The sequence below is a fragment of the Variovorax sp. RA8 genome, assembly GCF_901827175.1.
In the GTDB taxonomy this organism is placed as follows: domain Bacteria; phylum Pseudomonadota; class Gammaproteobacteria; order Burkholderiales; family Burkholderiaceae_C; genus Variovorax.
The window spans coordinates 6115317-6137732 of record NZ_LR594662.1; the positions used below are offsets into that span (position 1 = coordinate 6115317).

Annotated in this window: 24 protein-coding genes; 7 read left to right on the forward strand and 17 right to left on the reverse strand. The window is 67.4% G+C overall.

The window, feature by feature from the left end; genetic code table 11:
* Positions 1 to 2: 2 nt before the first annotated feature.
* The 3 genes from E5P3_RS29120 to oxc all read right to left on the reverse strand — a co-directional run bounded on the left by E5P3_RS29120 (position 3) and on the right by oxc (position 3634).
* Complete coding sequence (locus tag E5P3_RS29120; RefSeq protein WP_162589137.1) at positions 3 to 428, reverse strand: PAS domain-containing protein; 426 nt, start codon at positions 426 to 428, stop codon at positions 3 to 5.
* 130 nt (positions 429 to 558) lie between these two features.
* The gene (gene frc, locus E5P3_RS29125) at positions 559 to 1821 is read right to left on the reverse strand and encodes a formyl-CoA transferase (RefSeq protein ID WP_162589138.1); all 1263 of its coding nucleotides are present in this window, start codon (positions 1819 to 1821) and stop codon (positions 559 to 561) included.
* 25 nt (positions 1822 to 1846) lie between these two features.
* Positions 1847 to 3634, reverse strand: a complete 1788-nt coding sequence (gene oxc / locus E5P3_RS29130) for an oxalyl-CoA decarboxylase (RefSeq protein WP_162589139.1) — start codon at positions 3632 to 3634, stop codon at positions 1847 to 1849.
* 153 nt (positions 3635 to 3787) lie between these two features.
* On the opposite strand from oxc, the gene E5P3_RS29135 reads away from it, so the two are divergent.
* Positions 3788 to 4396, forward strand: coding sequence for a Crp/Fnr family transcriptional regulator (locus tag E5P3_RS29135; RefSeq protein WP_162589140.1), 609 nt, complete (start codon positions 3788 to 3790; stop codon positions 4394 to 4396).
* A gap of 1 nt (position 4397) precedes the next feature.
* Here E5P3_RS29135 and E5P3_RS29140 read toward each other — a convergent pair whose 3' ends face one another.
* From E5P3_RS29140 to E5P3_RS29155, 4 genes are all read right to left on the reverse strand, one after another.
* On the reverse strand, positions 4398 to 5234 hold the full coding sequence (locus tag E5P3_RS29140; RefSeq protein ID WP_162589141.1) for a cytidylate kinase family protein: 837 nt from the start codon (positions 5232 to 5234) through the stop codon (positions 4398 to 4400).
* 13 nt (positions 5235 to 5247) lie between these two features.
* Complete coding sequence (locus tag E5P3_RS29145) at positions 5248 to 6777, reverse strand: tripartite tricarboxylate transporter permease (RefSeq protein ID WP_162589142.1); 1530 nt, start codon at positions 6775 to 6777, stop codon at positions 5248 to 5250.
* Between the two features lie 21 nt (positions 6778 to 6798).
* On the reverse strand, positions 6799 to 7320 hold the full coding sequence (locus E5P3_RS29150; RefSeq protein WP_162589143.1) for a tripartite tricarboxylate transporter TctB family protein: 522 nt from the start codon (positions 7318 to 7320) through the stop codon (positions 6799 to 6801).
* A gap of 98 nt (positions 7321 to 7418) precedes the next feature.
* The gene (locus tag E5P3_RS29155) at positions 7419 to 8447 is read right to left on the reverse strand and encodes a Bug family tripartite tricarboxylate transporter substrate binding protein (RefSeq protein WP_162589144.1); all 1029 of its coding nucleotides are present in this window, start codon (positions 8445 to 8447) and stop codon (positions 7419 to 7421) included.
* Between the two features lie 234 nt (positions 8448 to 8681).
* Between E5P3_RS29155 and E5P3_RS29160 the strand changes: the two genes are divergently transcribed.
* Positions 8682 to 8918 carry a hypothetical protein gene (locus tag E5P3_RS29160; protein ID WP_162589145.1) on the forward strand — a complete coding sequence of 79 codons (237 nt, stop codon included), beginning with the start codon at positions 8682 to 8684 and terminating at the stop codon, positions 8916 to 8918.
* A 2-nt stretch (positions 8919 to 8920) separates the two neighbouring features.
* On the opposite strand, the gene E5P3_RS29165 is transcribed toward E5P3_RS29160, so the two are convergent.
* The 4 genes from E5P3_RS29165 to infA all read right to left on the reverse strand — a co-directional run bounded on the left by E5P3_RS29165 (position 8921) and on the right by infA (position 11203).
* A complete protein-coding gene (locus tag E5P3_RS29165; RefSeq protein WP_162589146.1) occupies positions 8921 to 9247 on the reverse strand; it encodes a hypothetical protein in 327 nt (108 codons plus the stop codon).
* Positions 9248 to 9316: 69 nt separating this feature from the next.
* Positions 9317 to 9487 (reverse strand): hypothetical protein, encoded by a 171-nt coding sequence (locus tag E5P3_RS29170; RefSeq protein ID WP_174263114.1) that lies wholly within the window; start codon positions 9485 to 9487, stop codon positions 9317 to 9319.
* A 34-nt stretch (positions 9488 to 9521) separates the two neighbouring features.
* Positions 9522 to 10928 (reverse strand): ATP-dependent RNA helicase DbpA, encoded by a 1407-nt coding sequence (gene dbpA, locus E5P3_RS29175; protein WP_232073363.1) that lies wholly within the window; start codon positions 10926 to 10928, stop codon positions 9522 to 9524.
* An 8-nt stretch (positions 10929 to 10936) separates the two neighbouring features.
* Complete coding sequence (gene infA / locus E5P3_RS29180) at positions 10937 to 11203, reverse strand: translation initiation factor IF-1 (protein WP_068679401.1); 267 nt, start codon at positions 11201 to 11203, stop codon at positions 10937 to 10939.
* Between the two features lie 438 nt (positions 11204 to 11641).
* On the opposite strand from infA, the gene E5P3_RS29185 reads away from it, so the two are divergent.
* On the forward strand, positions 11642 to 12700 hold the full coding sequence (locus E5P3_RS29185) for a S1C family serine protease (protein WP_232073365.1): 1059 nt from the start codon (positions 11642 to 11644) through the stop codon (positions 12698 to 12700).
* Between the two features lies 1 nt (position 12701).
* Here the strand turns inward: E5P3_RS29185 and E5P3_RS29190 are convergent, their stop codons facing one another.
* Positions 12702 to 13760, reverse strand: coding sequence for a sugar phosphate isomerase/epimerase family protein (locus E5P3_RS29190; protein WP_162589147.1), 1059 nt, complete (start codon positions 13758 to 13760; stop codon positions 12702 to 12704).
* Positions 13761 to 13930: 170 nt separating this feature from the next.
* Between E5P3_RS29190 and E5P3_RS29195 the strand changes: the two genes are divergently transcribed.
* A complete protein-coding gene (locus tag E5P3_RS29195) occupies positions 13931 to 14812 on the forward strand; it encodes a gamma-glutamyl-gamma-aminobutyrate hydrolase family protein (protein ID WP_068679407.1) in 882 nt (293 codons plus the stop codon).
* A 9-nt stretch (positions 14813 to 14821) separates the two neighbouring features.
* Here E5P3_RS29195 and E5P3_RS29200 read toward each other — a convergent pair whose 3' ends face one another.
* Both E5P3_RS29200 and E5P3_RS29205 read right to left on the reverse strand, forming a co-directional pair.
* Positions 14822 to 15004: a hypothetical protein gene (locus E5P3_RS29200; RefSeq protein ID WP_162584110.1), complete on the reverse strand. Its 183-nt coding sequence runs from the start codon at positions 15002 to 15004 to the stop codon at positions 14822 to 14824.
* Between the two features lie 24 nt (positions 15005 to 15028).
* On the reverse strand, positions 15029 to 17956 hold the full coding sequence (locus tag E5P3_RS29205; RefSeq protein ID WP_162589148.1) for a DNA topoisomerase III: 2928 nt from the start codon (positions 17954 to 17956) through the stop codon (positions 15029 to 15031).
* Between the two features lie 137 nt (positions 17957 to 18093).
* Here E5P3_RS29205 and E5P3_RS29210 point away from each other — a divergent pair, with 137 nt between their 5' ends.
* From E5P3_RS29210 to E5P3_RS29220, 3 genes are read left to right on the forward strand one after another with little or no spacing between them, the layout of a single operon-like run.
* Positions 18094 to 18639: an SET domain-containing protein gene (locus E5P3_RS29210; protein ID WP_162589149.1), complete on the forward strand. Its 546-nt coding sequence runs from the start codon at positions 18094 to 18096 to the stop codon at positions 18637 to 18639.
* A 2-nt stretch (positions 18640 to 18641) separates the two neighbouring features.
* Positions 18642 to 19439: a biotin--[acetyl-CoA-carboxylase] ligase gene (locus E5P3_RS29215; protein WP_162589150.1), complete on the forward strand. Its 798-nt coding sequence runs from the start codon at positions 18642 to 18644 to the stop codon at positions 19437 to 19439.
* Between the two features lie 2 nt (positions 19440 to 19441).
* Complete coding sequence (locus E5P3_RS29220; RefSeq protein ID WP_162589151.1) at positions 19442 to 19645, forward strand: sporulation protein; 204 nt, start codon at positions 19442 to 19444, stop codon at positions 19643 to 19645.
* Here E5P3_RS29220 and E5P3_RS29225 read toward each other — a convergent pair.
* From E5P3_RS29225 to E5P3_RS29235, 3 genes are read right to left on the reverse strand one after another with little or no spacing between them, the layout of a single operon-like run.
* Complete coding sequence (locus E5P3_RS29225) at positions 19642 to 21090, reverse strand: sensor histidine kinase (RefSeq protein ID WP_162589152.1); 1449 nt, start codon at positions 21088 to 21090, stop codon at positions 19642 to 19644. The genes E5P3_RS29220 and E5P3_RS29225 overlap by 4 nt on opposite strands.
* 25 nt (positions 21091 to 21115) lie before the next feature.
* Positions 21116 to 21787, reverse strand: coding sequence for a response regulator (locus tag E5P3_RS29230; protein ID WP_068679346.1), 672 nt, complete (start codon positions 21785 to 21787; stop codon positions 21116 to 21118).
* A gap of 60 nt (positions 21788 to 21847) precedes the next feature.
* Complete coding sequence (locus E5P3_RS29235) at positions 21848 to 22333, reverse strand: MarR family winged helix-turn-helix transcriptional regulator (protein ID WP_162589153.1); 486 nt, start codon at positions 22331 to 22333, stop codon at positions 21848 to 21850.
* Positions 22334 to 22416 lie beyond the last annotated feature (83 nt).

A 22416-nucleotide genomic window follows, 5' to 3' on the forward strand; every position in this document is an offset into this window, starting at 1 on the left:
TCCTAGGTCTTCGCTTCGACTTCTGCCAGACGTGCGCGCAGCTTGCGCTCCTCGGCGAAGCGGGCCGTTTCATCGCGCACGATCGCGACGATAGCCGTGACCTTGCGATCCTCGGAAAACAGCATCGACACGGTGAAGGCGATCGACAGCGTATGCCCGTCCTTGTGCAGCGCGGGCACGCGCAGCAGGTCGGCGCCATACTTGGTGATGCCGGTGGCCATGGTCTTCTGGTAACCCTCCCAGTGCCGCCCGCGCTGGCGCTGCGGGATGATCAGGTCGAGCGAGCGGCCCAGCGCCTCGGCCTCGGTGAAGCCGAAGATGCGCTCGGCGGCCCGGTTCCAGAGCACGATCGCGCCCTCGGCATCGCAGGCCATGATGGCATCGCCGGCGCCTTCGACGAGCTGCTTCAGATCGATGTTTGATTGCAAGCGTATCTCCGGGATGTGAAGCGGACCTATTCCAGGAACACCGCGGAACCGGCTTTGCCGGGCCGCTGGTGTTGCCCCCGGTGAGGGGGTGGCGACCACAGGAAGTGGGCCAACCTGGGGGAGAGCGTTATTAGATTGCCTTGGCTTCGCGCAGATTCGCGATCTGCTCCTTCGAGTATCCCAGCTCGGCCAGCACCTCCTCGCTGTGCTCGCCCAGCAGCGGCGACGGGGTGATCTCCGGCTTCAGGTCGGAGAACTTGATCGGGCTGCCGACGGTGAAATAGTTGCCGCGCTCCTTGTGGCCCTTCACCTCAACGATCGAGCCGCTCTTGCGCAGCGATTCGTCGTGCAGCAGCTCCTTCATGGTCAGCACCGGGGAGCAGGGGATGTCGAACTTGCGCAGGATGTCCACCGCCTCGAACTTCGTCTTGTCGGCCAGCCAGTCCTCGATGGTCGCGAAGATCGCGGTGATGTGCGGCTGGCGTGCCTTGGCCGTCATGTAGTCGGGGTCGGTCTTCCACTCGGGCTTGCCGATGGCATCGCAGATCGGAGCCCAGGCGTGGCCCTGCACCGTGAAGTAGATGTACGCGTTGGGGTCGGTTTCCCAGCCCTTGCACTTGAGCACCCAGCCCGGCTGGCCCCCGCCGCCGGCATTGCCGCCCCGCGGCACGACGTCGCTGAAGGTGCCGTGCGGGTACTGCGGGTACTCCTCGAGATAGCCGAGCCGGTCCAGGCGCAGCTGGTCGCGCATCTTCACGCGGCAGAGGTTCAGCACGGCGTCTTGCATCGCGCAGGCCACGCGCTGGCCCTTGCCGGTCTGCTGGCGGCCGATGATGGCGGTCAGGATGCCGATCGCCAGGTGCATGCCGGTGTTGCTGTCGCCCAGGGCGGCGGCGCTCACGGTCGGCGGGCCGTCCCAGAAGCCGGTGGTCGATGCCGCGCCGCCGGCGCACTGCGCGACGTTCTCGTACACCTTCAGGTCGTCATAGTGGTGGCCGTCGCTGAAGCCCTTGACCGAGGCGACGATCATCTTGGGATTGAGCTCCTGGATGCGCTCCCAGGTGAAGCCCATGCGGTCGAGCGCGCCGGGGCCGAAGTTCTCGACCAGCACGTCGGATTCGCGGATCAGCTTCTCCAGCACGACCTTGCCCTCCGGCTGCTTGGTGTCCAGCGTCAGCGAGCGCTTGTTGCTGTTGAGCATGGTGAAGTACAGCGCATCGACATCCGGAATGTCGCGCAGCTGCGTGCGCGTGACGTCGCCGGAGCCCGGGCGCTCGACCTTGATGACGTCGGCCCCGAACCAGGCCAGCATCTGAGTACACGCGGGCCCGGCCTGGACATGGGTGAAGTCGATGATCTTGATGCCGTTGAGGGGTTTGTTGTTGCTGCTCATGTGATAGCTCCTGTGTTGCCTGGGATTACTTCTTCTTCGCCGCGCTCGGGTTGAGACTGGTGATGCGGCCGCTTTCGGTGCCGGCGGTCTCGTCGATCACGGCGTTGATCAGGGTCGGGCGGCCGGAGGCGACGGCCTCGCTCAGGGCCTTCTGCAGCTCTTCCGCAGTGGTGGCGTGCACGCCGACGCCGCCGAAGGCCTCCATCAGCTTGTCGTAGCGCGCGTCCTTGACGAACACGGTCGGCGCCACGTCGGCGGTGCCGCTGGTGTTCACGTCGGTGCCGCGGTAGACGCCGTTGTTGTTGAAGACGACGACGCAGACCGGCAGGTTGTAGCGGCAGATGGTCTCGACCTCCATGCCGCTGAAGCCGAAGGCGCTGTCGCCCTCGATGGCGATCACCGGCTTGCCGGTGACCACGGCCGCGGCGACGGCAAAGCCCATGCCGATACCCATGATTCCCCACGTGCCGACGTCGAGGCGTTTGCGCGGCTCGTACATGTCGACGATGCTGCGTGCGAAGTCCAGCGTGTTGGCGCCCTCGTTGACGACGATCGCATCGGGCCGCGCCTTCACCTGGTCGCGGATCACGCTGAGCGCGCTCTGGAAGTTCATCGGCGAGGGCCGCGCGGCCAGCGTGGCCGCCATCTTCGAGAGGTTCTTGTCCTTGCGCTCGGCGATGCCGCCGGTCCAATCGGCCGGGGGCTTGGCCCAATTGCCGTCGATGCCCGCGAGCAGCGCCGACACGCAGGAGCCGATGTCGCCGATCACGGGCGCAGCGATCGCGACGTTGCTGTCGATCTCGGTCGGCGCGATGTCGATCTGGATGAACTGCTTGGCGCCCTTGTCCTGGCCCCAGGTCTTGCCCTTGCCGTGCGACAGCAGCCAGTTGAGGCGCGCGCCGACCAGCATCACCACGTCGGCTTCCTGCAGCACGTAGGAGCGCGCGGCGGCGGCCGATTGCGCATGGGTGTCGGGCAGCAGGCCCTTGGCCATCGACATCGGCAGGTAGGGGATGCCGGTCTTCTCGACCAGCGCGCGGATGTCGACGTCGGCCTGCGCATAGGCCGCCCCCTTGCCCAGCAGGATCAGCGGCCGCTTGGCGCCCTTGAGCAGATCGAGCGCGCGCTTCACCGCGTCGGGCGCGGGGATCTGGCGCGGCGCCGGGTCAACCACCTTGATCAGCGACTTTCGGCCGGCCTCGGCATCCAGGGTCTGCGCGAACAGCTTGGCCGGCAGGTCCAGGTACACGCCGCCCGGGCGGCCCGAGAGGGCCGAACGGATCGCCCGCGCGATGCCGACACCGATGTCCTCGGCGTGCAGCACGCGAAAGGCAGCCTTGCACAGCGGCTTGGCGATCGCGAGCTGGTCCATCTCCTCGTAGTCACCCTGCTGCAGGTCGACGATCTCGCGCTCGCTGGAGCCGCTGATCAGGATCATCGGGAAGCAGTTGGTGGTGGCGTTGGCCAACGCCGTGAGGCCGTTGAGGAAGCCGGGCGCCGACACCGTGAGGCAGATGCCGGGCTTCTGCGTCAGGAAGCCGGCGGCCGCGGCGGCGTTGCCGGCATGCTGCTCGTGGCGAAAGGAGATCACCCGCATGCCCTCGGCCTGCGCCATGCGCGTGAGGTCGGTGATCGGGATGCCGGGCAGGCCGAAGATCGTGTCGATGTCGTTCAGCTTCAGCGCATCGATTACCAGGTGGAAGCCGTCGGTCGTCTCGCGGGCCGGCGCGTCGTCCGTCATGTTCTTGAGGGCCCGCGCGACCAGCTCGTCGGCGGTCGAGTCGGCCTGCTTGGCGGTGCTGACTGAGGACATGTCTCTCCTTGTGCTTGGGTATGAATGGCCAGGGGCCGAGCCACGACTATGATTCGAGGCCAAGCTGCAGCCGTTGACCTTGGTCAACTTTCCGGAAAACGACACCGGCTCGATGAACCGGCGGTCGTCGCGATATCGAGCAAGACGGGACCCATGACCCTGTTGGAAAACCACCCGGAGAAAAACATCATTCGTGCCCAACTCCGGCAGAACATCCTTCTCAAGGAACTGAGCGAGGGTGACCGCGCCGAGCTGGAGTCCCACCTTGCCGTGGTGGACGGAAACAAGGGCGACTTCCTGCTGCACCAGGGCGTGCGCGAGATGGAGCAGTACTTCATCCTCGACGGCATCCTCAAGCGGGTGGTGAGCAATCCGGCGGGCAAGGAAATGATCCTGCGCTTCGCCGACGAGAACGACATGGAGACCAGCTACGCCGCCCTGCGGCTGGGCACGCCGACGCCGTACGGCATCGTCTGCGTGACCAAGGCGCGGGTTGCCAGCCTGCCGCTGAAGGAGTGGATTGCCTTTCTCAACCGCCACCCCGACACGAAGGAGCTGTTCGAGTTCAGCGTGATGCGCGGGATGAGCGAGATCATGGCGCACACCATCACGCTGCACCTGCTGGACGCGCCGGGCCGCGTGCACCGCTTCATGCGCAAGCATCCGGAACTGGTGGATCGGATTCCGAGCAAGGAACTGGCCTCCTATCTCAATCTGTCGGCGGAGACGCTCAGCCGGTTGAAGAAGCGCGGAAAGATCTGACTCAGGTCTGCTTGGCCGAGGCGAAGCGGCGCGTGCCGGTCATCAGTCGCAGTTCGTTGGTCACGCCCGAGACACCAGGCACCGCGATGGCCACGTGCTCGGCCTGCTCGCGCTCCTCGGCGTCGAGGACGATGCCGCGCAGCTTCACATCGCCCTGCTTGGCCTGGATGGTGATGCTGATGTCGCGCGTCTCCTCGTGCTCCTTGAGCGCCGCGCGCACGCGCGCCTCGAGTGCCATGTTGGCCAGCAGGGCGCGCGACTCGGATGTCTCGGCGAATTCCGGGCGTTGCGTCATCAGGCGGATCAGCTCCACGCAGCTGTCGACCGAGACGCGATCGGTGTTGAGCACCAGGTCGTAGAGCACCGGGTCGCCCCAGGTCACGCCGAACTGCTCGTGCATGCGCGAGGCGTGCGCGTGGTCGCTGCGCCGGATCTCGGCCTCGGCGAACTCGGCATCATCGGTGCCGAGGTGGGCCATCAGCCACTCGATGCGCTTCCTGAGCGAGCGCGTGACGCGCACGCACAGCACATGCGGCACCGGCCGCAGCAGGCAGGTGGCACCCCAGCCGCGCAGCACCACGTTACCGCCGTCTGCCAGCGAGAACACTTCTTCCGCCGTATAGAGCGCGACGCTGCGGCGGTCGGTGGTCAGGCGCTCCACCAGGCCGGCCTTGCCGTCGCGCAGCCGGCCGATCAGGCTGGTCGACACCTGCGCCCTGTCGGCCACGCGCTCGATGGCCTCGTGGCGCATGACGGCCAGTCCGAGCGCGCCGGCGAGCTGCAGCGACACGTCCTTGGCGAGGGAACCCATTTCCTGGGTCATTGCGATGACGGGCATGCGGCCTCCTCGATCAGTCCACCGGCCGTTCGGCGGCGAACTCGTCAGGCTTTTTTGGCTTGATCATCGCCAGCACTTTCGAGATCAGCGGCCAGAAGAGCATGGTCAGCGCCAGCGTGGTGATGCTGCCCACCAGCGGGTTCGACCACATGATGCCGACCTCTCCCTGCGAGACCAGCATGGCTTGGCGGAAGGAGTCCTCGGCCTTGTCGCCGAGCACCAGCGCGAGCACCAGCGGCGCGAGCGGGAAGTCGAGCTTCTTGAAGATGTAGCCCACCACGCCGAAGCCGAGCATGAACCAGATGTCGAGCATCGCGTTGTGCACGGTGTAGGCGCCGATCGCGCAGATCACGATGATCACCGGCGCGATGATCGAGAAGGGAATGCGCAGGATCGAGGCGAACAGCGGCACCGTGCTCAGCACTACGATCAGCCCGACGACGTTGCCCAGGTACATGCTGGCGATCAGGCCCCACACGAAGTCCTTCTGCTCGACGAAGAGCAGTGGGCCCGGCTGCAGGCCCCAGATCAGCAGGCCGCCCAGCAGCACCGCCGCGGTGGGCGAACCGGGGATGCCCAGCGCCAGCATCGGCAGCAGGGCGCTGGTGCCGGCGGCATGCGCCGCGGTCTCGGGCGCGACCACGCCCTCCATCTCGCCGGTGCCGAACTTGGGCCCCCGCTTCGACATCTTCTTGGCCAGGCCGTAGCTCATGAAGGAGGCCGGCGTAGCACCACCGGGCGTGATGCCCATCCAGATGCCGATCAGGGAGCTGCGCAGCGAGGTGACCCAGTACTGCGGCAGCTGCTTCCAGGTCTGCAGCACCACCTTGGGATCGATCTTGGCGCTCTTGCCGGAGAACTTCAGCCCCTCCTCCATCGACAGCAGGATCTCGCCGATGCCGAACAGGCCGATGACCGCGATCAGGAAGTCGAAGCCGCGCATCAGCTCCGGCTGGCCGAAGGTCAGGCGCAGTTGCCCGGTCACGGTGTCCATGCCGACGCTGGCGAGCGCGAAGCCGAGGGCCATCGATGCCAGGATCTTGAAGGGCGAGCCCTTGCCCATGCCGACGAAGCTGCAGAAGGTCAGCAGGTAGACGGCGAAGAACTCCGGCGAGCCGAACTTGAGCGCGAACTTGGCCACCAGCGGCGCCAGGAAGGTGATCATCACCACCGCCAGGAAGGCACCGACGAAGGACGAGGTGAAGGCGGTGGTGAGCGCCGCGCCCGCCTTCCCTTGCTGGGCCATCGGGTAGCCGTCGAAGGTGGTGGCCACCGACCAGGGCTCGCCGGGGATGTTGAAGAGCACGGAGGTGATCGCCCCGCCGAACAGCGCACCCCAGTAGATGCAGGACAGCATGATGATGGCCGAGGTCGGCGACATCGTGAAGGTGAGGGGCAGCAGGATCGCCACGCCGTTGGCGCCGCCCAGCCCGGGCAGCACGCCGATCAACACACCCAGGATGATCCCGACGAACATCAGGACGATGTTCATGGGGGTCAGGATCACGGCGAAGCCCTGCATCAGGGCGCTGATTTCATCCATTTCGGGTTCGCTCCGTGAGGTTCAATAACCGAGAAAGCGAAGCGGATCGAGCGAGCCCTTGAACAGCGGCACCTTGAACCAGACTTCGAACATGAGAAAGAAGAGCGCGTTGACGGCGAACGCGATAACCGAGCTCTTCACCCAGGAGTACTTGCCCAGCACCACCATGAAGAGCGCGATGTAGACGGCCGAGGCGACATACAGGCCCAGCAAGGTGACGGCCAGCACGTAGACGGTGGCCGGCACCAGCACCGACAGCACGCGCTTGAGTTGCTCCGAATCGACGAAGACCTCGGTGTTCCTGTTCTTGCCGAGGAGCGCCTGGTAGAGGATGCCGGCGCCGGAGACCACGATGATCACCCCTATGTAGAACGGGAAGTAGCCAGCCCCAGGACCGTCGGAGGTCCAGCCCGCGCCGAGGCGGCGGCTCTCGAAGACCACGCCCAGGCCGACGATCAGCAAGACCGCTGCCACTACCGCTTCGACGATGTGGGTGCGCACGCCGATGCGCACCGGGTTCTCGGAATTTTCGTTGTGCTCCATGGAGCCCCCGTCGTGTGTGTCGAGAAAGATCGGAGGCGGAATTCCCGCCCTCCACCCGGCCGCGCAGGCGCGCGGCGCTCTGCCGCTCTGTTTACCGGCTACTTGGCGCTGGCGGCGATGAAGCCGGCGTCAGTCATCAGCGTGCGATGCGTGGCCTCGGCGGAGGCGAGCCACTTCGCGAATGGCTCGCCGGTCATGAAGGTCGGGTTGAAGGCCCCCTTCTCCATGTACTCCTTCCATTCCGGCGTGGCTGCCACCTTGGTCAGCAAGTCGACATAGAAGGCCAACTGGTCGGGCGTCACGCCTGCCGGCATGAAGATGCCGCGCAGCATCGTGTAGTTGGTGGGCACGCCGGCTTCCTTGCAGGTCGGGATGTCGTTCCACGACTGCGTGTCGGTGACCTTGGTCTTGAAGGGCATGCGCTCGTCGTCGAACACGCACAGCGCGCGCAGCTTGCCGGCGCGCCACTGTGCGACCGCCTCGATCGGGTTGTTGACGGTGGAGTTCACATGGCCGCCCACCAGCTGCACCGCCACCTCGCCGCCGCCCTTGAAGGGCACGTAGATGAACTTGGTACCGGTGGCCTTTTCCAGCGCGACCGTGATGATCTGGTCTTCCTGCTTGGAGCCGGTGCCGGCCATCTTGAACTTGTTCGGGCCCGCCGCCTTGACCGCCGCGATGTACTCGCTGGCATTCTTGTAAGGCTGCTCGGCGTTGGTCCAGAGCACGAACTGGTCGAGCGCCAGCATCGCCACCGGCGTCATGTCCTTGTAGTTGAACGGCACGCCGGTGGCCATGGGCGTGGTGAACAGGTTCGACAGCGAGATGATGATCTTGTGCGGGTCGCCTTTCGCCTCCTTGACCGCGAGGAAACCTTCGGCACCGGCGCCGCCCGACTTGTTGACGACGATCAGCGGCTCCTTCATCAACTTGTACTTGATGACGATGCCCTGCAGCAGGCGCGCCATCTGGTCGGCGCCGCCGCCGGTGCCGGCCGGGATCACGAACTCCACCGGCTTCGTCGGTTCCCATGCCAGTGCGGGCGTGGCGCCGGCGAGTGCGAGAAGGGCTGCGGCAAGCGCCTTGGTGCCATGGGTCCGGGCGCGCGAAATGATGCTGTCGATCATGTTGTCTCCTGTTGAAGCTGCGCTCTTCTTGAATGGAATCGCAGTGGAAATCCCAGTGCGGCAATGCTGCGCGCCAGCCGCAAAAGGCAGCTTGACCATGGTCAACTTTTCTGAGATTCCGTATTCGGGTTACCCCGCGAGTGGGCGCGCGAAGAGGCGTGCACCGAAGTCGCAGGCGAATTGCGGGTAAACCCTTAAAATCGGCACATCCACCCGCAACCCAGGAGTTCCCGCATGTCAGCCCTTGACCGCTCGTCAGGCTCGCGCGCATCCGGCGGCTTGATCGGCGCGTTCAAGGCCTTGGCCGACGAAGCCGGCGCGCTGCTCGATGCCTTGTTCAGCCCCGGCAGGATCATCGAAGAAGTCGAAGAGATGCGCGCGCTGCACCAGCGCGCGAACGGCCTCGAGGCCACCGACCCGCAGCGCGCCGCAGTGTTGCGCTGGCACGCCTCGCGCGTCGGGCTGCGCTAAGTTCAGCGGCCGGTGGGCGGCTGCTCGAAGGCCTCGCCGTTCCAGCCGAGCAGTTCCGCCAGCCGCCGGACGATCCAGCGGGCTTCGGCCGCGGAGACGCCAGCCTCGGGCGTGCTCAGCCCATCATGGATGCGTATGAGAATCTCCGCTTCCGACGGCACCTCGACATGGTGCAGCACCTGCGCGTGCGAGACGAGGTGGTTGGCGAGATCCTCGCAGACTTCGTAGCGCGCCCGCACGGTGGCGATGGGTTCGGCCAACCGCTGCCGCCCGTCGGTGTAGAGCGCGAAGAAGGAAGGCGGGATGTAGATCTGGTAGTCGTCGGACATGTACTGGCGCCCCAAGAAAAACGCGCCCGGAGGCGCGTCGTTCGTGCGGGAGAAGGAAGCAGGTCGGGCTCAGCCGCCCTTCTTGGCCCGCTTGCCCGGGTTCTTCTTGCTGCGGGTCGCAGTGCCGCGCTCCAGGCTCACCTTCTGGCCTCCGCCCATCCTGGGCAGGGTGTAGCCGGACGCTGGAACGGGCTTGGGGGTGGCCTTGCGGTCGGCCTCGGTGCGGATCTTCTGGGTCATGGAAGGCTCGGTCAAAAAAGAAGGAAGGGCGACATTAGGCCACATCGAGCAGCCGCACCTTGACGGAGCGGCCCTTGACGCGACCCGTCGAAAGCTTGTGCGCGGCCTCGCGTGCGATGCGCCGATCGACCGCGACGTAGGTCGAGAATTCGTTGATGCTGATCTTGCCGACCTGATCGCGCGTGAAGCCGGCCTCGCCGGTCAGCGCACCCAGCACATCGCCGGCGCGGATCTTGTCCTTGCGGCCGCCGGTGATCTGCAGCGTGGCCATGGGCGGCTGTAGCGGGCCTTCGGCATCGCTCGTGGCGGCGGCCAGCTCGGCCAGCGGATGCCACTCGGAAGCGCGGCCCTGGAGCTGCTCGATCTTGCCGACGCGGCCCATCTCGTCGAGGCTGGCCAGGTTGAGCGCCAGGCCTTCGGCGCCGGCGCGGCCGGTGCGGCCGATGCGGTGGACATGGACCTCGGCGTCGGGGGTCACGTCGACGTTGATCACGGCCTCCAGCTGCGCGATGTCGAGCCCGCGCGCCGCCACGTCGGTGGCGACCAGCACGGAGCAGCTGCGGTTGGCGAACTGCACCAGCACCTGGTCGCGCTCGCGCTGCTCGAGCTCGCCGAACAGGGCGAGCGCGCTGAAGCCCTGGGCCTGGAGCACCTGCGCCAGGTCGCGGCACTGCTGCTTGGTGTTGCAAAAGGCCAGCGTGCTCTGCGGGCGGAAACTGTTCAGCAGCAGGCCTACGGCATGCAGCCGCTCGCTGTCGTCCACCTCGTACCAGCGCTGGCGGATCTTGCTTTCTTCATGCTGCGTCGTCGCCACCGCGATCTGCTGCGGGTTCTTCATGAACTGCGCGGCGAGCTTGGCGATGCCCTCGGGATAGGTGGCGGAGAACAGCAGGGTCTGGCGCTCCTTCGGGCATTGGCGCGCGACCGTCGCGATGTCGTCGAGGAAGCCCATGTCGAGCATGCGATCGGCCTCGTCGAGCACCAGGGTGCCGAGTGCCTCGAGCTGCAGGCTGCCGCGCTCCAGGTGATCGAGCACGCGGCCGGGCGTGCCGACCACGACGTGGGCGCCGTGCGCGAGGCTGGACAGCTGGCCGCGCAGCGCCACGCCTCCGCAGAGGGTGACCACCTTGATGTTCTCCTCGGCGCGGGCCAGGCGGCGAATCTCGGCCGTCACCTGGTCGGCCAGCTCGCGCGTCGGGCACAGCACCAGGGCCTGCACCGCGAAGCGGCGCGGGTCGAGCCGCGCCAGCAGCGGGAGCGCGAAGGCGGCGGTCTTGCCGCTGCCGGTCCTGGCCTGGGCGATCAGGTCCGCGCCGCCGAGCGCCGCCGGCAGGCTGGCCGCCTGGATCGGCGTCATCTGCAGGTAGCCGAGCTGCCGCAGGTTCGCCAGTACGGGCGGCGAAAGCGGCAGCGTCGAGAAGTCGACGGCGGGACCGGTCACGTCAGTGCTCAGCGGCGCGGGCCGTTGTTGCCGCCGGTCGGCGGTGGGCCACGGCGTTCCAGGTGCCGGAACGTGATGCGGCCCTTGGTCAGGTCGTAGGGCGAGAGCTCCAGCGACACCTTGTCGCCGGCCAGGATGCGGATGTGGTGCTTGCGCATCTTGCCGCCGCTGTAGGCGATCAGTTGATGACCGTTGTCCAGGGTCACGCGGTAGCGGGAGTCGGGCAGCACTTCGGTGACTGCACCGTTCATTTCGATCAGTTCTTCCTTGGGCATGAGGACCTCTGAATGTTGCGTGGATGATTTCGAATCGGGCGCCTGCGCAGGGCGACACCGCCTTGCGCCTGAAACAGTGAGAAGGGCGCGGGCCCGCCGGATCTGGCGCCCACCGGAGCGGACAGCGCGCTCTATTCGCTTCAATGGAGTACGAAGGCAGTGGCGGCATTCATGGGCGCCCGGCCTGGCGCACCAACACACTGCATGAGCCGGCCGAGAGAGAGCCTGAGGAACCCAGGTCGGCCGGGGAGTGACGAAATGCTTCGTCGACTATCGAAGCGAACTCCGCATTCTAACCGGTCTGGCATGACTGTTGCTCGACGCTCTCACGGCCAGTGCCAAAGCCCATGGGCCGCGGAACGACATCGTGGAGCAGGCTTGCGAGCGCGCGGCCTGCGGCGCACCATCGCACCAACCATCGTTCCGAGGAGCGCGGCCATGAAAGATCCAGCGTCGTCCCGGCGGCTTCAGATGCTCGTCGCCTGGGTCTTCTGGCTGCTCCTGCTGGCTGCAATGCCGATGGCCCTGGCCGCCTCGCCGCCCCGGCCCGACGCCTACTCCGCCCAGGTGCAGGCGCTGCAGCGCGCGGGCGACGCGGTGGTAGCGCTGCGCGTCACCGCGACCGAGGGGGCGAGCTCGGTCGACAGCCTGGGCGCGCGGCGCTCCGGCTCCGGCGTGGTGATCGGGCCCGACGGGCTGATCCTCACCATCGGCTACCTGCTGCTCGAGGCCGAGACCATCGAGGTCATCACGCAGGACGATCGCACCCTGCCCGCGCGCCAGGTCGCTTACGACCTCGCGACCGGCTTCGGCCTGCTGCGGCCGTTGGTACCCTTGCGGGGCATCGCGCCGGTGCCCTTGGTGGGCGTGGCCGGCCTGAGCCCAGGCGAGCCCCTGCTGGTCGCCACCGGCAGCAACAGCGGCACCGAAGTGGGCTTCACCCGGCTGCTGGCCGTGCGGCCCTTCTCGGGCTACTGGGAGTACCACATCGAGTCGGCCCTGTTCACCAGTCCTCCGGTGCCCAACCACAGCGGGGCTCCGCTTTTCAACCGCAACGGCGAGCTGCTGGGCATCGGCAGCCTGTTCGTGCTGGAGGCGGCGGAGGGCCAGGAGCAGCGGGTGATCCCGGGCAACATGTTCGTGCCGGTCGAGCTGCTGCGGCCCGTGCTGGACGAGATGCAGGCTACCGGCCGCAGCAGTGCCAGCATCCGGCCCTGGCTGGGCCTGTCGTCGTCGGAGCGCGACGGCCATGTGCAGATCGTGCGCGTCGACCGCCAGGGACCCGCGCTGGCAGCCGGGCTCCAGCCGGGGGACGTGGTGCTGGAGGTGGACGGCATCCAGGTGGCCACGCTCGAGGCCTTCTACAAGCAGCTCTGGAAGCGCCCGGTGCCTGACGCCGAAGTGGAGCTCACGGTGCAGCAGGGCACGGAGACGCGCAAGGTGCGCATCCATGCGGTGGACCGCATGAAGACGCTGCGCAAGCCCGCCGGGATATGACTCAGCTGCGGATGCCCAGCATCCGGCGGTTGGCGGCGCTGTCGACGGCGCCGGCCGCGAAATCGTCGAAGGCCCGGTCGGCCACGCGGATGATGTGGTCGGCGATGAACTTCGCGCCCTCGCGCGCCCCGTCCTCCGGGTGCTTGAGGCAGCATTCCCATTCCAGCACCGCCCAGCCGGGGAAGTCGTAGGCCGCCATCTTCGAGAAGATGGCGCCGAAGTCGACCTGGCCGTCGCCCAGGGAGCGGAAGCGTCCGGCCCGGTCAATCCACGGCTGGAAGCCGCCGTACACGCCCTGCTTGCCGGTCGGGTTGAACTCCGCATCCTTCACATGGAAGATCTTGATGCGCTCGTGGTAGTGGTCGATGTATGCGAGGTAATCGAGCTGCTGCAGCACGAAGTGGCTGGGGTCGTAGAGCAGGCAGGCGCGCGGATGCCGGCCCACGCGCTCCAGGAACATCTCGTAGCTCACGCCGTCGTGCAGGTCCTCGCCCGGATGGATTTCGTAGCAGACATCGACGCCGGCATCGTCGAAGGCGTTGAGGATCGGCAGCCAGCGCCGCGCCAGTTCGTCGAAGGCCTCCTCGATCAGCCCGGGCGGGCGTGGCGGCCAGGAATAGAAGTAGGGCCAGGCCAGCGCTCCCGAAAAGGTGGCGTGCGCCGTGAGTCCGAGGTTCGCCGAAGCCTTGGCCGCGAGGTGCAACTGCTCCACGGCCCAGGCCTGGCGCTTCACCGGGTCGTTGCGCACCTCGGGGGCCGCGAAGCCGTCGAAGCCCGCGTCGTAGGCCGGGTGCACCGCCACCAGCTGGCCTTGCAGGTGGGTCGAGAGCTCGGTGATCCGGATACCGTGCCGCGCGAGCGTGCCCTGCACCTCCTCGCAGTAGGTCCTGCTGTCCGCGGCCAGGCGCAGGTCGAAGAGCCGGGCGTCCCAGCTCGGGATCTGCACGCCCTCGTAGCCAAGGCCGGCGGCCCAGCCGGCGATGGCGTCGAGCGAATCGAAGGGGGCGCCGTCGCCCGCGAACTGGGCCAGGAAGATGGCGGGGCCCTGGATGGTCTTCATTCGGTCACTCCTGTCTGTCGAGTCGCACGCCAAAGAGGGCGATCCTATCGCCGCGGCGCTGTCCGACGCAGCGGCGGGGTGTGCTGTCCACTGCGAGGGGCTTTGGAACGTTTCACAATGCTTGTACCGTTATAGAAGGCGCGCGGCCCCAGCGCGGCGCCTGGATCGCGATGCCACAAACCGTTTCCGGCCGATTGAAGATCGGCCTGTCCGCCTGCTTTTCCCACGCCGACCCGGCGCGCTCGCTGTTCACCAACAAGACGCTGCAGTACGTCGAGCAGTCGATCACCCACTGGCTGATGTCGGCCGGCGCGATGGTGGTGATGGTGCCCTGCCCCACCGGCGAGACGGCGCGCGGCGACACCAAGCTCTCGCACTACGCGGAGTGGCTCGACGGCGTGGTGATGCACGGCGGCGCGGACGTCTGGCCCGGCAGCTACGGTGAGGTGCCGCTGAAGGACGCCTGGGTCGGGGACCGTGTCCGCGACCTCTACGACCTCGCGCTGGTGGAAGCCTTCGAGGAGGCCGGCAAGCCCATCTTCGGCGTGTGCCGCGGCCTGCAGCTCATCAACGTGGCCTTCGGCGGCACGCTCTATCAGGACATCGAGGCGCAGCATCCCAACGCGCTGCGGCACCGCGACCCGGTGACCTACGACCAGAACTTCCACGAGATCGGCTTCGCGCCCGGCTCGCGGCTGGCGAAGCTTTATCCGGGTATCGAACGCGCGCGCGTCAACAGCATCCACCATCAGGGCGTGAAGGACCTCGCGCCCGGCTTCGAGGTCGAGGCCTGGAGCATTCCCGACCGCGTACCCGAAGCCATTCGCCGCAAGGACGGGCGCGGCCGCAGCTACATCGCCGCCACCCAGTGGCATCCGGAATTCCACAAGTACGGCAGTACCGAGACGGTGGACGACACGCCCATCCTGGAAGACTTCCTCTGGGCCTGCGCGACCGCGAAGGTGAGCCCCAGGGGACCGCTGCGCACCGCCCCGGGCCGCATCCGCAACCGCGCCGCGCGGCTGCTGCGCCAGGCGCTGCTGATGCGCTAGCGCGACGCGCTAGTCGCGCGAGGAGCGGTTACGGGTGCCGGTGACGGCCGCGTCGATGGTGCCGAACACCGTCACTCCGCTGCTGCTGCCGATGGTCGGGCGCTCCCCGTCGGCGGCCGCGGGCGACGACGCACACCCTGCGACGGCGCCCAGCGCCACGATGAAGCACAAGGCGGAAAAGAGTTTCTTCACTGGATCTTCCTTTTCGTCAGTTCCTCAGCTCAGGTGCTTGCCCACGATCCCTGCGATCTCGAACATGGTCACCTGGTCCTTGCCGAACACCGGCCTGAGCTTGGCGTCGGCGTTGATGGCCCGCTTGTTGGCCGCGTCCTGCAGGCCGTGGGCCTTGATGTAGTCCCACAGCTTCTTGATGACCTCGGTGCGCGCCACAGGTTCCGCGCCGATCACCGCCGCCAGGGCGCCGCTCGGCTTGAGGCCTGCCGCCGGCTTGCGCGGCGCCTTGGGTGCGGCGGCCTTCTTCGCCGCGGGCGCCTTCGCCTTGGCCGGTGAAGCGGTCTTCTTCGCGGCCGCCGGCGGCGCCTTGCCAAAGCTCTTGCGCGCCGGGAACTTGCTGTCGCGCGGCTCGAACTCGAAGCTCACCTTGCCTTCCTCGGCATTCCAGGCCAGGAAGGCCTTGAAGGACCGCCGCGTGCGCATCGAGACGAACTTGTCCAGCAGGTCGGTCTTGCCGGTGGCCAGCAGCTTCTCGATCTGCGCGCGCTCGATCGGCTGCTGCAGGATGATCTTGCCGGTCTTGAAGTCGCAGCTCGGCGTCGGCTGGGCCTCGGTGGGCACCGACTTCTCGCAGACGTAGTTGCTGGCGTTCTCGAACACGCGCGCACCGCACTTCGGACACGGGCCCAGCGAGTGCTGGTCGCTGAAATCGACGATCTCGCCGGTCTCGGCGTTCTTGTCGTCGCCGAAGTCGAACTCCAGCTTCCAGTTCTTCGCCTCCTCGTCGTACTTGAGGATGATCTCGGAGGTGAAGGGCCAGCCGGCCTTGGAGCGGAAGCCTTCCAGCGGGCCGATGTGCTTGTCGCGCAGCAGTTGCTCGGCCTCCGCCACCTCGAAGGTGCGCCCGGCCGGGGACTTGCCGAAGGAGAAGCCGCAGCCTTCCTGCCCCGGCTTGCCGGTGCAGGCATAGCGGCGGTAGTTCTCCTTCACCACGCCGCCGCAGTTCGGGCACGGCGTGGACAGCGTCGCATAGTCCCCCGGCACGGTATCGCGGTCGTATTCCTTGGCCTTCTTGACGATGTGCTCCGTCATCTGGGCGATCTCTCGCATGAAGGCGGCGCGGCTGAGCTTGCCGTGCTCCATCTGCGCGAGCTTGTACTCCCACTCGCCGGTGAGCTCGGCCTTGGACAGCTCCTCCACGCCCAGGCCGCGCAGGAGCGTCATGAGCTGGAAGGCCTTGGCGGTCGGGATCAGCTCGCGGCCTTCGCGCAGGATGTACTTCTCGGCCAACAGCCCTTCGATGATCGCGGCGCGCGTGGCCGGCGTGCCCAGGCCTTTTTCCTGCATGGCTTCGCGCAGCTCGTCGTCGTCGATGGTCTTGCCGGCGCCTTCCATCGCGCCGAGCAGCGTGGCTTCGGAGTAGCGCGCCGGCGGGCGGGTCTTGAGGGCCTTGAGCTCCGCCGAGTCGACCCGCACGATCTCGCCGGGCTTGACCGGCACGAGGCGCTTGCCGTCCTTGTCGTCTTCCTTCTCGTCGTCCTGGGCTTCCTTGCCGTAGATCGCGAGCCAGCCCGGCTTCACCAGCACCTTGCCGTCGGTACGGAAGGGGTACTTCTTGCCGCCCTGCTCCACCGTGCTGATGCGCGTGGTGACCTGGTACTCGGCGCTCGGGAAGAACACCGAGAGGAAGCGCCGCACCACGAAGTCGTAGAGCTTCTGCTCGGCGTCCGACAGGCCACTGGGCGCCTGCAGCGTGGGAATGATCGCAAAGTGGTCGCTGACCTTGGCGTTGTCGAAGATGCGCTTCGAAGGCTTCACGTAGTTGTCGTCCAGCGCCTGCCTGGCGAAGGGCGCAAGGTGCTTCATGCCGCTGTTGGCGAGCATGCCCATGGTCTGCTTGACCACCGGCAAGTAGTCCTCGGGCAGCGCGCGCGAGTCGGTCCGCGGGTAGGTCAGCGCCTTGTGGCGCTCGTAGAGGCTTTGCGCCAGCGCAAGCGTGGTCTTGGCGCTGTAGCCGAAGCGGCTGTTGGCCTCGCGCTGCAGCGAGGTCAGGTCGAACAGCAGGGGCGAGGCGGTGGTGGTGGGCTTGCTTTCCTCGGTGACGCTGGCCGGCTTGCCGCGTGCGGCTTCGGCGATTTCCCTGGCTTCGCGTTCGTTCCAGACGCGATCGGCACGCTGCTCGGGATCGGCCAGGCCGTCGGGTCCGGGCGGCGGCTTCTTCCACGCCGGGTCGAACCACTTGCCGGGGTAGGTGCCCGCCTCGGCCACGAAGCTGCCGTGCACTTCCCAGTAGTCGCGGCTCACGAACTTGCGGATCTTCTCCTCGCGCTCCACCACCACCGACAGCGTGGGCGTCTGCACCCGCCCCACCGTGGTGAGGAAGAAGCCGCCGTCGCGCGAGTTGAACGCGGTCATGGCCCGGGTGCCGTTGATGCCGACCAGCCAGTCGGCCTCCGAGCGCGAGCGAGCGGCATCTGCCAGGCCCTGCATCTGCTGCTCGGTGCGCAACTGCTCGAAGCCTTCGCGGATCGCCTGCGGCGTCATCGATTGCAGCCACAGGCGCTTGACCGGCTTGCCCAGCGGCGCCTTGCCGCCCGCGTACTGCTCGATCAGGCGAAAGATCAGCTCGCCCTCGCGGCCCGCGTCGCAGGCGTTGATGAGCTGCGTCACGTCCTTGCGCTTGGCCTGCTTCACCACCGCGTTGAGCCGGGTCTTGGTCTTGTCCACCGGCTTCAGGTCGAAGCGCGGCGGGATCACCGGCAGGTTGGCGAAGCTCCACTTGCCCCGCTTGACGTCGAACTCCTCCGGCGCCTGGATCTCGACGAGGTGGCCGACGGCGCTGGTCACCACGTAGTGTTCGTTCTCGAAATGTTCCTCGTGCTTGTCGAACTTGCCGGCCACCGGCGTGAGCGCGCGCACGATGTCCTGCGCCACCGACGGCTTCTCTGCAATTACCAAAGTCTTCATCAACAGTTCCTCGTATCAGGCCGACGCGGGCGCCGATGACACGCAGTGCGGGAGCGTGGGCCCCACATCTACAATCTGCGGCTTCTCGCGTGCGCACGCGCACGCGCATGCGTACATATTCAAACTAACAGACTTCGGCGATGCCTTCCAAATCCCCCACAACCGGCGGTCGCCGCATCCAGACGCGACGCTCCGGCGTTCACGGCAATGGCGTGTTTGCCGTGCAGGACATCGCGGAAGGCGAGACGCTGATCGAGTACAAGGGCGAGCTGATCTCCTGGAAGGAGGCGCTCCGGCGCCATCCGCACGATCCGTCCCAGCCCAACCACACCTTCTACTTCCATATCGATGACGAGCGTGTGATCGATGGCGGGGTGAAAGGCAATGCCGCCCGCTGGATCAACCACTCCTGCGAGCCCAATTGCGAGGCCGACGAGCACAAGGGGCGGATCTTCATCAAGGCGCTGCGCAACATTGCGGCCGGCGAGGAGCTCAGCTACGACTACGGCCTGATCATCGACGAGCCCATGACGAGGAAACTCAAGGCAGAGTTCCCCTGCTGGTGTGGTTCCGACCTGTGCCGCGGCACCCTGCTCGCGACCCAGGAGGACGGAAATAAGGACAAGAAGAAGAAAAAAAAGAGCAAGAAGGCGAAGAAAGCCGGGAAGAAGGACGACAAGCACTGACCATGGCCGCCCCCTGGTTCGAAGAGGAGATCGCCGCCGCCGTATCCCCCCTGCTGCCGGGGCTGGCGGTCGAGGTCGTCGATGAGATCGACTCGACCAGCAGCGAGCTGATGCGGCGCGCCCGGGACGGCCGCGCGCAGCCGGTGCTGCTGGTCGCCCAGCGGCAGACCGCCGGCCGCGGCCGCATGGGCCGGCCCTGGCAGAGCGCGCAGGATGCGCGCCAGCCCGCCTCGCTCACCTTCTCGCTGGGCCTGCCGCTGATGCCGCGGGACTGGTCGGGGCTTTCGCTCGCGGTCGGCGTCAGCGTGGCGGAGAGCCTGGACCCATCGAACCAGGCGCGCGTCGCGCTCAAGTGGCCCAACGACCTCTGGGTCGAGGACCGCAAGCTCGGCGGCATCCTGATCGAGACCGCCCTGCCCCAGGACGGCACGGCCGAGCGCTACCTGGTGATCGGCATCGGCATCAACATCGGCGCGCGCGAGGCCACGGGCATGAGCGTTGCGCCGGCCTGGATCGCGCAATGGCGCCCCGAGGCCACCGCCCCCCAGCTGCTGCGCGAGATCGTGCCGACGCTGGTGGCGCACGTGCTGCTGTTCGGCGAGCGGGGCTTCGTGCCCTTCGCCGAGCGCTTCGCCGCGCGGGACGTCCTGCGCGGCCGCGAGGTGCAGCTCAGCGACGGCAGCGCCGGCCGTTGCGCCGGCGTCGGCTGGGGCGGCGAACTGCTGGTGCAGACGCCGGCGGGCTTGAAGACCATCACCAGTGCCGAGGTCAGCGTGCGGCCGGCGCCGCTGAACGGCTGACCATGCGACTGCGCGCGCTCGTCGTCCTTCTGCTGCTGGCGAACCTGCTCTACTTCGCCTGGGCGCGCGGCGGGCTCGCCCTGTTCGGCGCCGTCCCCGCGCGCCTGGGCCAGCGCGAGCCGGAGCGGCTGAGCCAGCAGATCCGTCCGCAGCTGCTGCAGATCCGCAAGGACGAAAGCCCTGCCCCCGCCAGCTCCCGCCCTTAGGCCTGCCCCCGCTCGTTGGCGTCGAAGCGCAGGCTGAAGCGCGCGCCGGGCGGCTGCTGGCCGGGGCGTGCGTCTTCCAGAACCACCGTCGCATAGTGCTGCCGCGCGATCTCGAGCACGATCGGCAGGCCCAGGCCCGAGCCGTCGGCCTCATTGCCGAGGACCCGGTAGAAGGGCTCGAACACCAGCTCGCGCTCGCTCTCTGCAATGCCTGGGCCGTTGTCCTCCACCTGCAGCACGATGATGCGGCCGAAGGGGTCGCCCAGCACGCGCGCGGTGATCACGCCCGGCCGGCCGGGCGCCGAGGGCGTGTAGTTGATCGCGTTGTCCACGAGGTTGCGCACCAGCTCCTTCAGCAGCGTGGGATTGCCTTCGAGCACCACGCCCGGCGCACCCGCCTCGGCCCCGTCGTAGCCCAGGTCGATGCGCTTCTCGATGGCGCGCGGCACGGCCTCGCGCACCACCTCGATGGTGAGCTTCGCCAGGTCGCAGGGCTGGCGCGCCACAGCCGCGCCGCTGCCCTCGGCGCGTGCCAGCGAGAGCAGCTGGTTCACCGTGTGCGTGGCGCGCACGCTCGCCCGGCCGATCTGCTTGAGCGATTGCTTGAGCTCGTCGGCATTGGCGCCCTCGCGCTGCGCCAGATCGGCCTGCATGCGCAACCCCGCGAGCGGCGTCTTGAGCTGGTGCGCCGCATCCGCCAGGAAGCGCTTCTGCGTGCCGATGGAGTCGTTGAGCTTGTTCAACAGCTCGTTGACCGACAGCACCAGCGGCACCACCTCGAGCGGCACCGAGGACTCGTCCAGCGGGCTCAGGTCGCCGGGGCGGCGCTCGCGGATGCGAGCCTCGATCACCGACAGCGGCTTGATGCCGCGCACCAGCGCCAGCCAGATCAGCAGCACCGCCAGCGGCAGGATCGCGAACTGCGGCAGCAGCACGCCCTTGATGATCTCGGTGGCGAGCACCGATTGCTTCTCGCGCGTCTCGGCCAGCTGCAGCAGGGCCGGTGGCGCTTCGGGCGTGCTGCCGGCGATCCACAACGAGGCCACGCGCACCGGCTGGCCGTGGATGTCCCCGTTGTGCAGGTAGACCACGCCCGGCGTGGGCAGGTCATCGGTATTGGGGTGCGGCAGGTCGGGCTCTCCGGCGAGCAGCCGGCCGTCCCCGTCCTGCAACTGGAAGTACACGTGGTCCGCGTCGTGCGCGCTCAGGATCTCGCGCGCCGAAGGGCTCAGCACGAAGCCCTCGCCGTGCAGCGTCGCATCCACCAGCTTGGCCAGCGCGCGGATGTTGTAGTCGAGCGTGCGGTCGAAGGGCGCATTGGCGATGCCCTGCGCCACCAGCCAGGTCACGCCGATGCTGACTGGCACCAGCAGCAGGAGCGGCGTGAGCATCCAATCGAGGATCTCGCCGAAGAGGGAGCGCTGCGCGCGCTGGAAGAGCTTCACCGAGCGCTTTGGGCAGGAGGACGGGTCAGGGGATTTTTTCGAGGCAGTAGCCGAGGCCGCGCACGGTGGCGATGTGGATCGGGCCCTTCTCGATCTTCTTGCGCAAACGGTGGATGTAGACCTCGATCGCGTTGAGGCTTACCTCTTCGCCCCATTCGCACAAGCGCTCGACCAGCTGGTCCTTGCTCACCAGCCGGCCAGCGCGCTGCAGGAGCACCTCTAGCAGGCCCAGCTCGCGCGCCGACAGCTCGATCATCTTGCCGTCGATGGTCGCCACCCGGCCGGCCTGGTCGTAGACCAGCGGGCCGTGCTTGATGGAATTGCTCGTGGCGCCCATGCCGCGCCGGGTGAGCGCCCGCACGCGCGCCTCGAGCTCCTGCAGCGAGAAGGGCTTGGCCATGTAATCGTCGGCGCCGTAGTCCAGGCCCTTGACTCTCTCCTCCACGCTGTCGGCGGCGGTCAGCACCAGCACCGGCAGCTGCGAGCCGCGGGCGCGCAGGCGCTTGAGGATGTCGAGGCCGTGCATGTTGGGCAGGCCCAGGTCGAGGATCAGCAGGTCGAATTCGCTGTTGGTCATCAGCGCGGCATCGGCTTGCGAGCCGGTGGCCACGTGGTCCACCGCCGAGCCCGAGGTGCGCAGGCTGCGCAGCAGCGCATCGGCCAGCACCTGGTCGTCTTCCGCAATCAGTATTCGCATGCCGCGTCTCCAGACATGGCGGGCTTGCGCGGGCCGCCGGGCCGTCTCCCGCCTTGGATTCTAGGCGGCCGCATAGGCTTCGAGTCCGATGGAAACCACGGTGGCGATCTCGTCGCCGACGCTGGCGCGGAACTCGCGCTCGGCCTGCGCCACCGCCTTGCGGAAGGCCTCCAGCCAGGCCAGGCCGTCGGCGGTGAACAGCACGCGCCGGGCGCGCGCATCGCGCTCATCGGGGCCGCGCGTCACCAGACCCCAGGCCTCGCACTGGTCGACCAGCGCGCCCATGGCTTGCTTGGTCATGCCCGCGCGCTCGGCGAGTTCGGTCAGGCGCGAGCCATCGCTCGATAGATGGCGCGTGATGTGGATGTGCGCCGCGCTCACCTGCGCGCGCGCCGCGAGGTTCGACAGCGCAAGGGGCACGTCGGCATCGTGCGCCATCAACGCAAGCACGCGCTCGTCAAAGCGGCGCATGGCGTGGCCCAGCAGACGGCCCAGGTGGGTCTGGCGCCACGCGTCGGGGTCGATCGGAAATGTGGGGTCTGTCACGTTCGATCGATAGTAAATCAAACTGACCAAAAAATAGATCTACTCGAAGCCACCAATCCCTACACTACTGTTCAAGCATCCAG

Coding starts and splice junctions, on each gene's coding strand:
- E5P3_RS29165 (WP_162589146.1), bottom strand. CDS start 9,247: ATGTCCGACGACTACCAGATCTACATCCCGCCTTCCTTCTTCGCGCTC.
- E5P3_RS29195 (WP_068679407.1), top strand. CDS start 13,931: ATGCCACAAACCGTTTCCGGCCGATTGAAGATCGGCCTGTCCGCCTGC.
- E5P3_RS29220 (WP_162589151.1), top strand. CDS start 19,442: ATGCGACTGCGCGCGCTCGTCGTCCTTCTGCTGCTGGCGAACCTGCTC.
- E5P3_RS29190 (WP_162589147.1), bottom strand. CDS start 13,760: ATGAAGACCATCCAGGGCCCCGCCATCTTCCTGGCCCAGTTCGCGGGC.
- E5P3_RS29215 (WP_162589150.1), top strand. CDS start 18,642: ATGGCCGCCCCCTGGTTCGAAGAGGAGATCGCCGCCGCCGTATCCCCC.
- E5P3_RS29210 (WP_162589149.1), top strand. CDS start 18,094: ATGCCTTCCAAATCCCCCACAACCGGCGGTCGCCGCATCCAGACGCGA.
- frc (WP_162589138.1), bottom strand. CDS start 1,821: ATGAGCAGCAACAACAAACCCCTCAACGGCATCAAGATCATCGACTTC.
- oxc (WP_162589139.1), bottom strand. CDS start 3,634: ATGTCCTCAGTCAGCACCGCCAAGCAGGCCGACTCGACCGCCGACGAG.
- E5P3_RS29145 (WP_162589142.1), bottom strand. CDS start 6,777: ATGGATGAAATCAGCGCCCTGATGCAGGGCTTCGCCGTGATCCTGACC.
- E5P3_RS29230 (WP_068679346.1), bottom strand. CDS start 21,787: ATGCGAATACTGATTGCGGAAGACGACCAGGTGCTGGCCGATGCGCTG.
- E5P3_RS29155 (WP_162589144.1), bottom strand. CDS start 8,447: ATGATCGACAGCATCATTTCGCGCGCCCGGACCCATGGCACCAAGGCG.
- E5P3_RS29140 (WP_162589141.1), bottom strand. CDS start 5,234: ATGCCCGTCATCGCAATGACCCAGGAAATGGGTTCCCTCGCCAAGGAC.
- E5P3_RS29170 (WP_174263114.1), bottom strand. CDS start 9,487: ATGACCCAGAAGATCCGCACCGAGGCCGACCGCAAGGCCACCCCCAAG.
- E5P3_RS29135 (WP_162589140.1), top strand. CDS start 3,788: ATGACCCTGTTGGAAAACCACCCGGAGAAAAACATCATTCGTGCCCAA.
- E5P3_RS29150 (WP_162589143.1), bottom strand. CDS start 7,320: ATGGAGCACAACGAAAATTCCGAGAACCCGGTGCGCATCGGCGTGCGC.
- E5P3_RS29185 (WP_232073365.1), top strand. CDS start 11,642: ATGAAAGATCCAGCGTCGTCCCGGCGGCTTCAGATGCTCGTCGCCTGG.
- infA (WP_068679401.1), bottom strand. CDS start 11,203: ATGCCCAAGGAAGAACTGATCGAAATGAACGGTGCAGTCACCGAAGTG.
- E5P3_RS29160 (WP_162589145.1), top strand. CDS start 8,682: ATGTCAGCCCTTGACCGCTCGTCAGGCTCGCGCGCATCCGGCGGCTTG.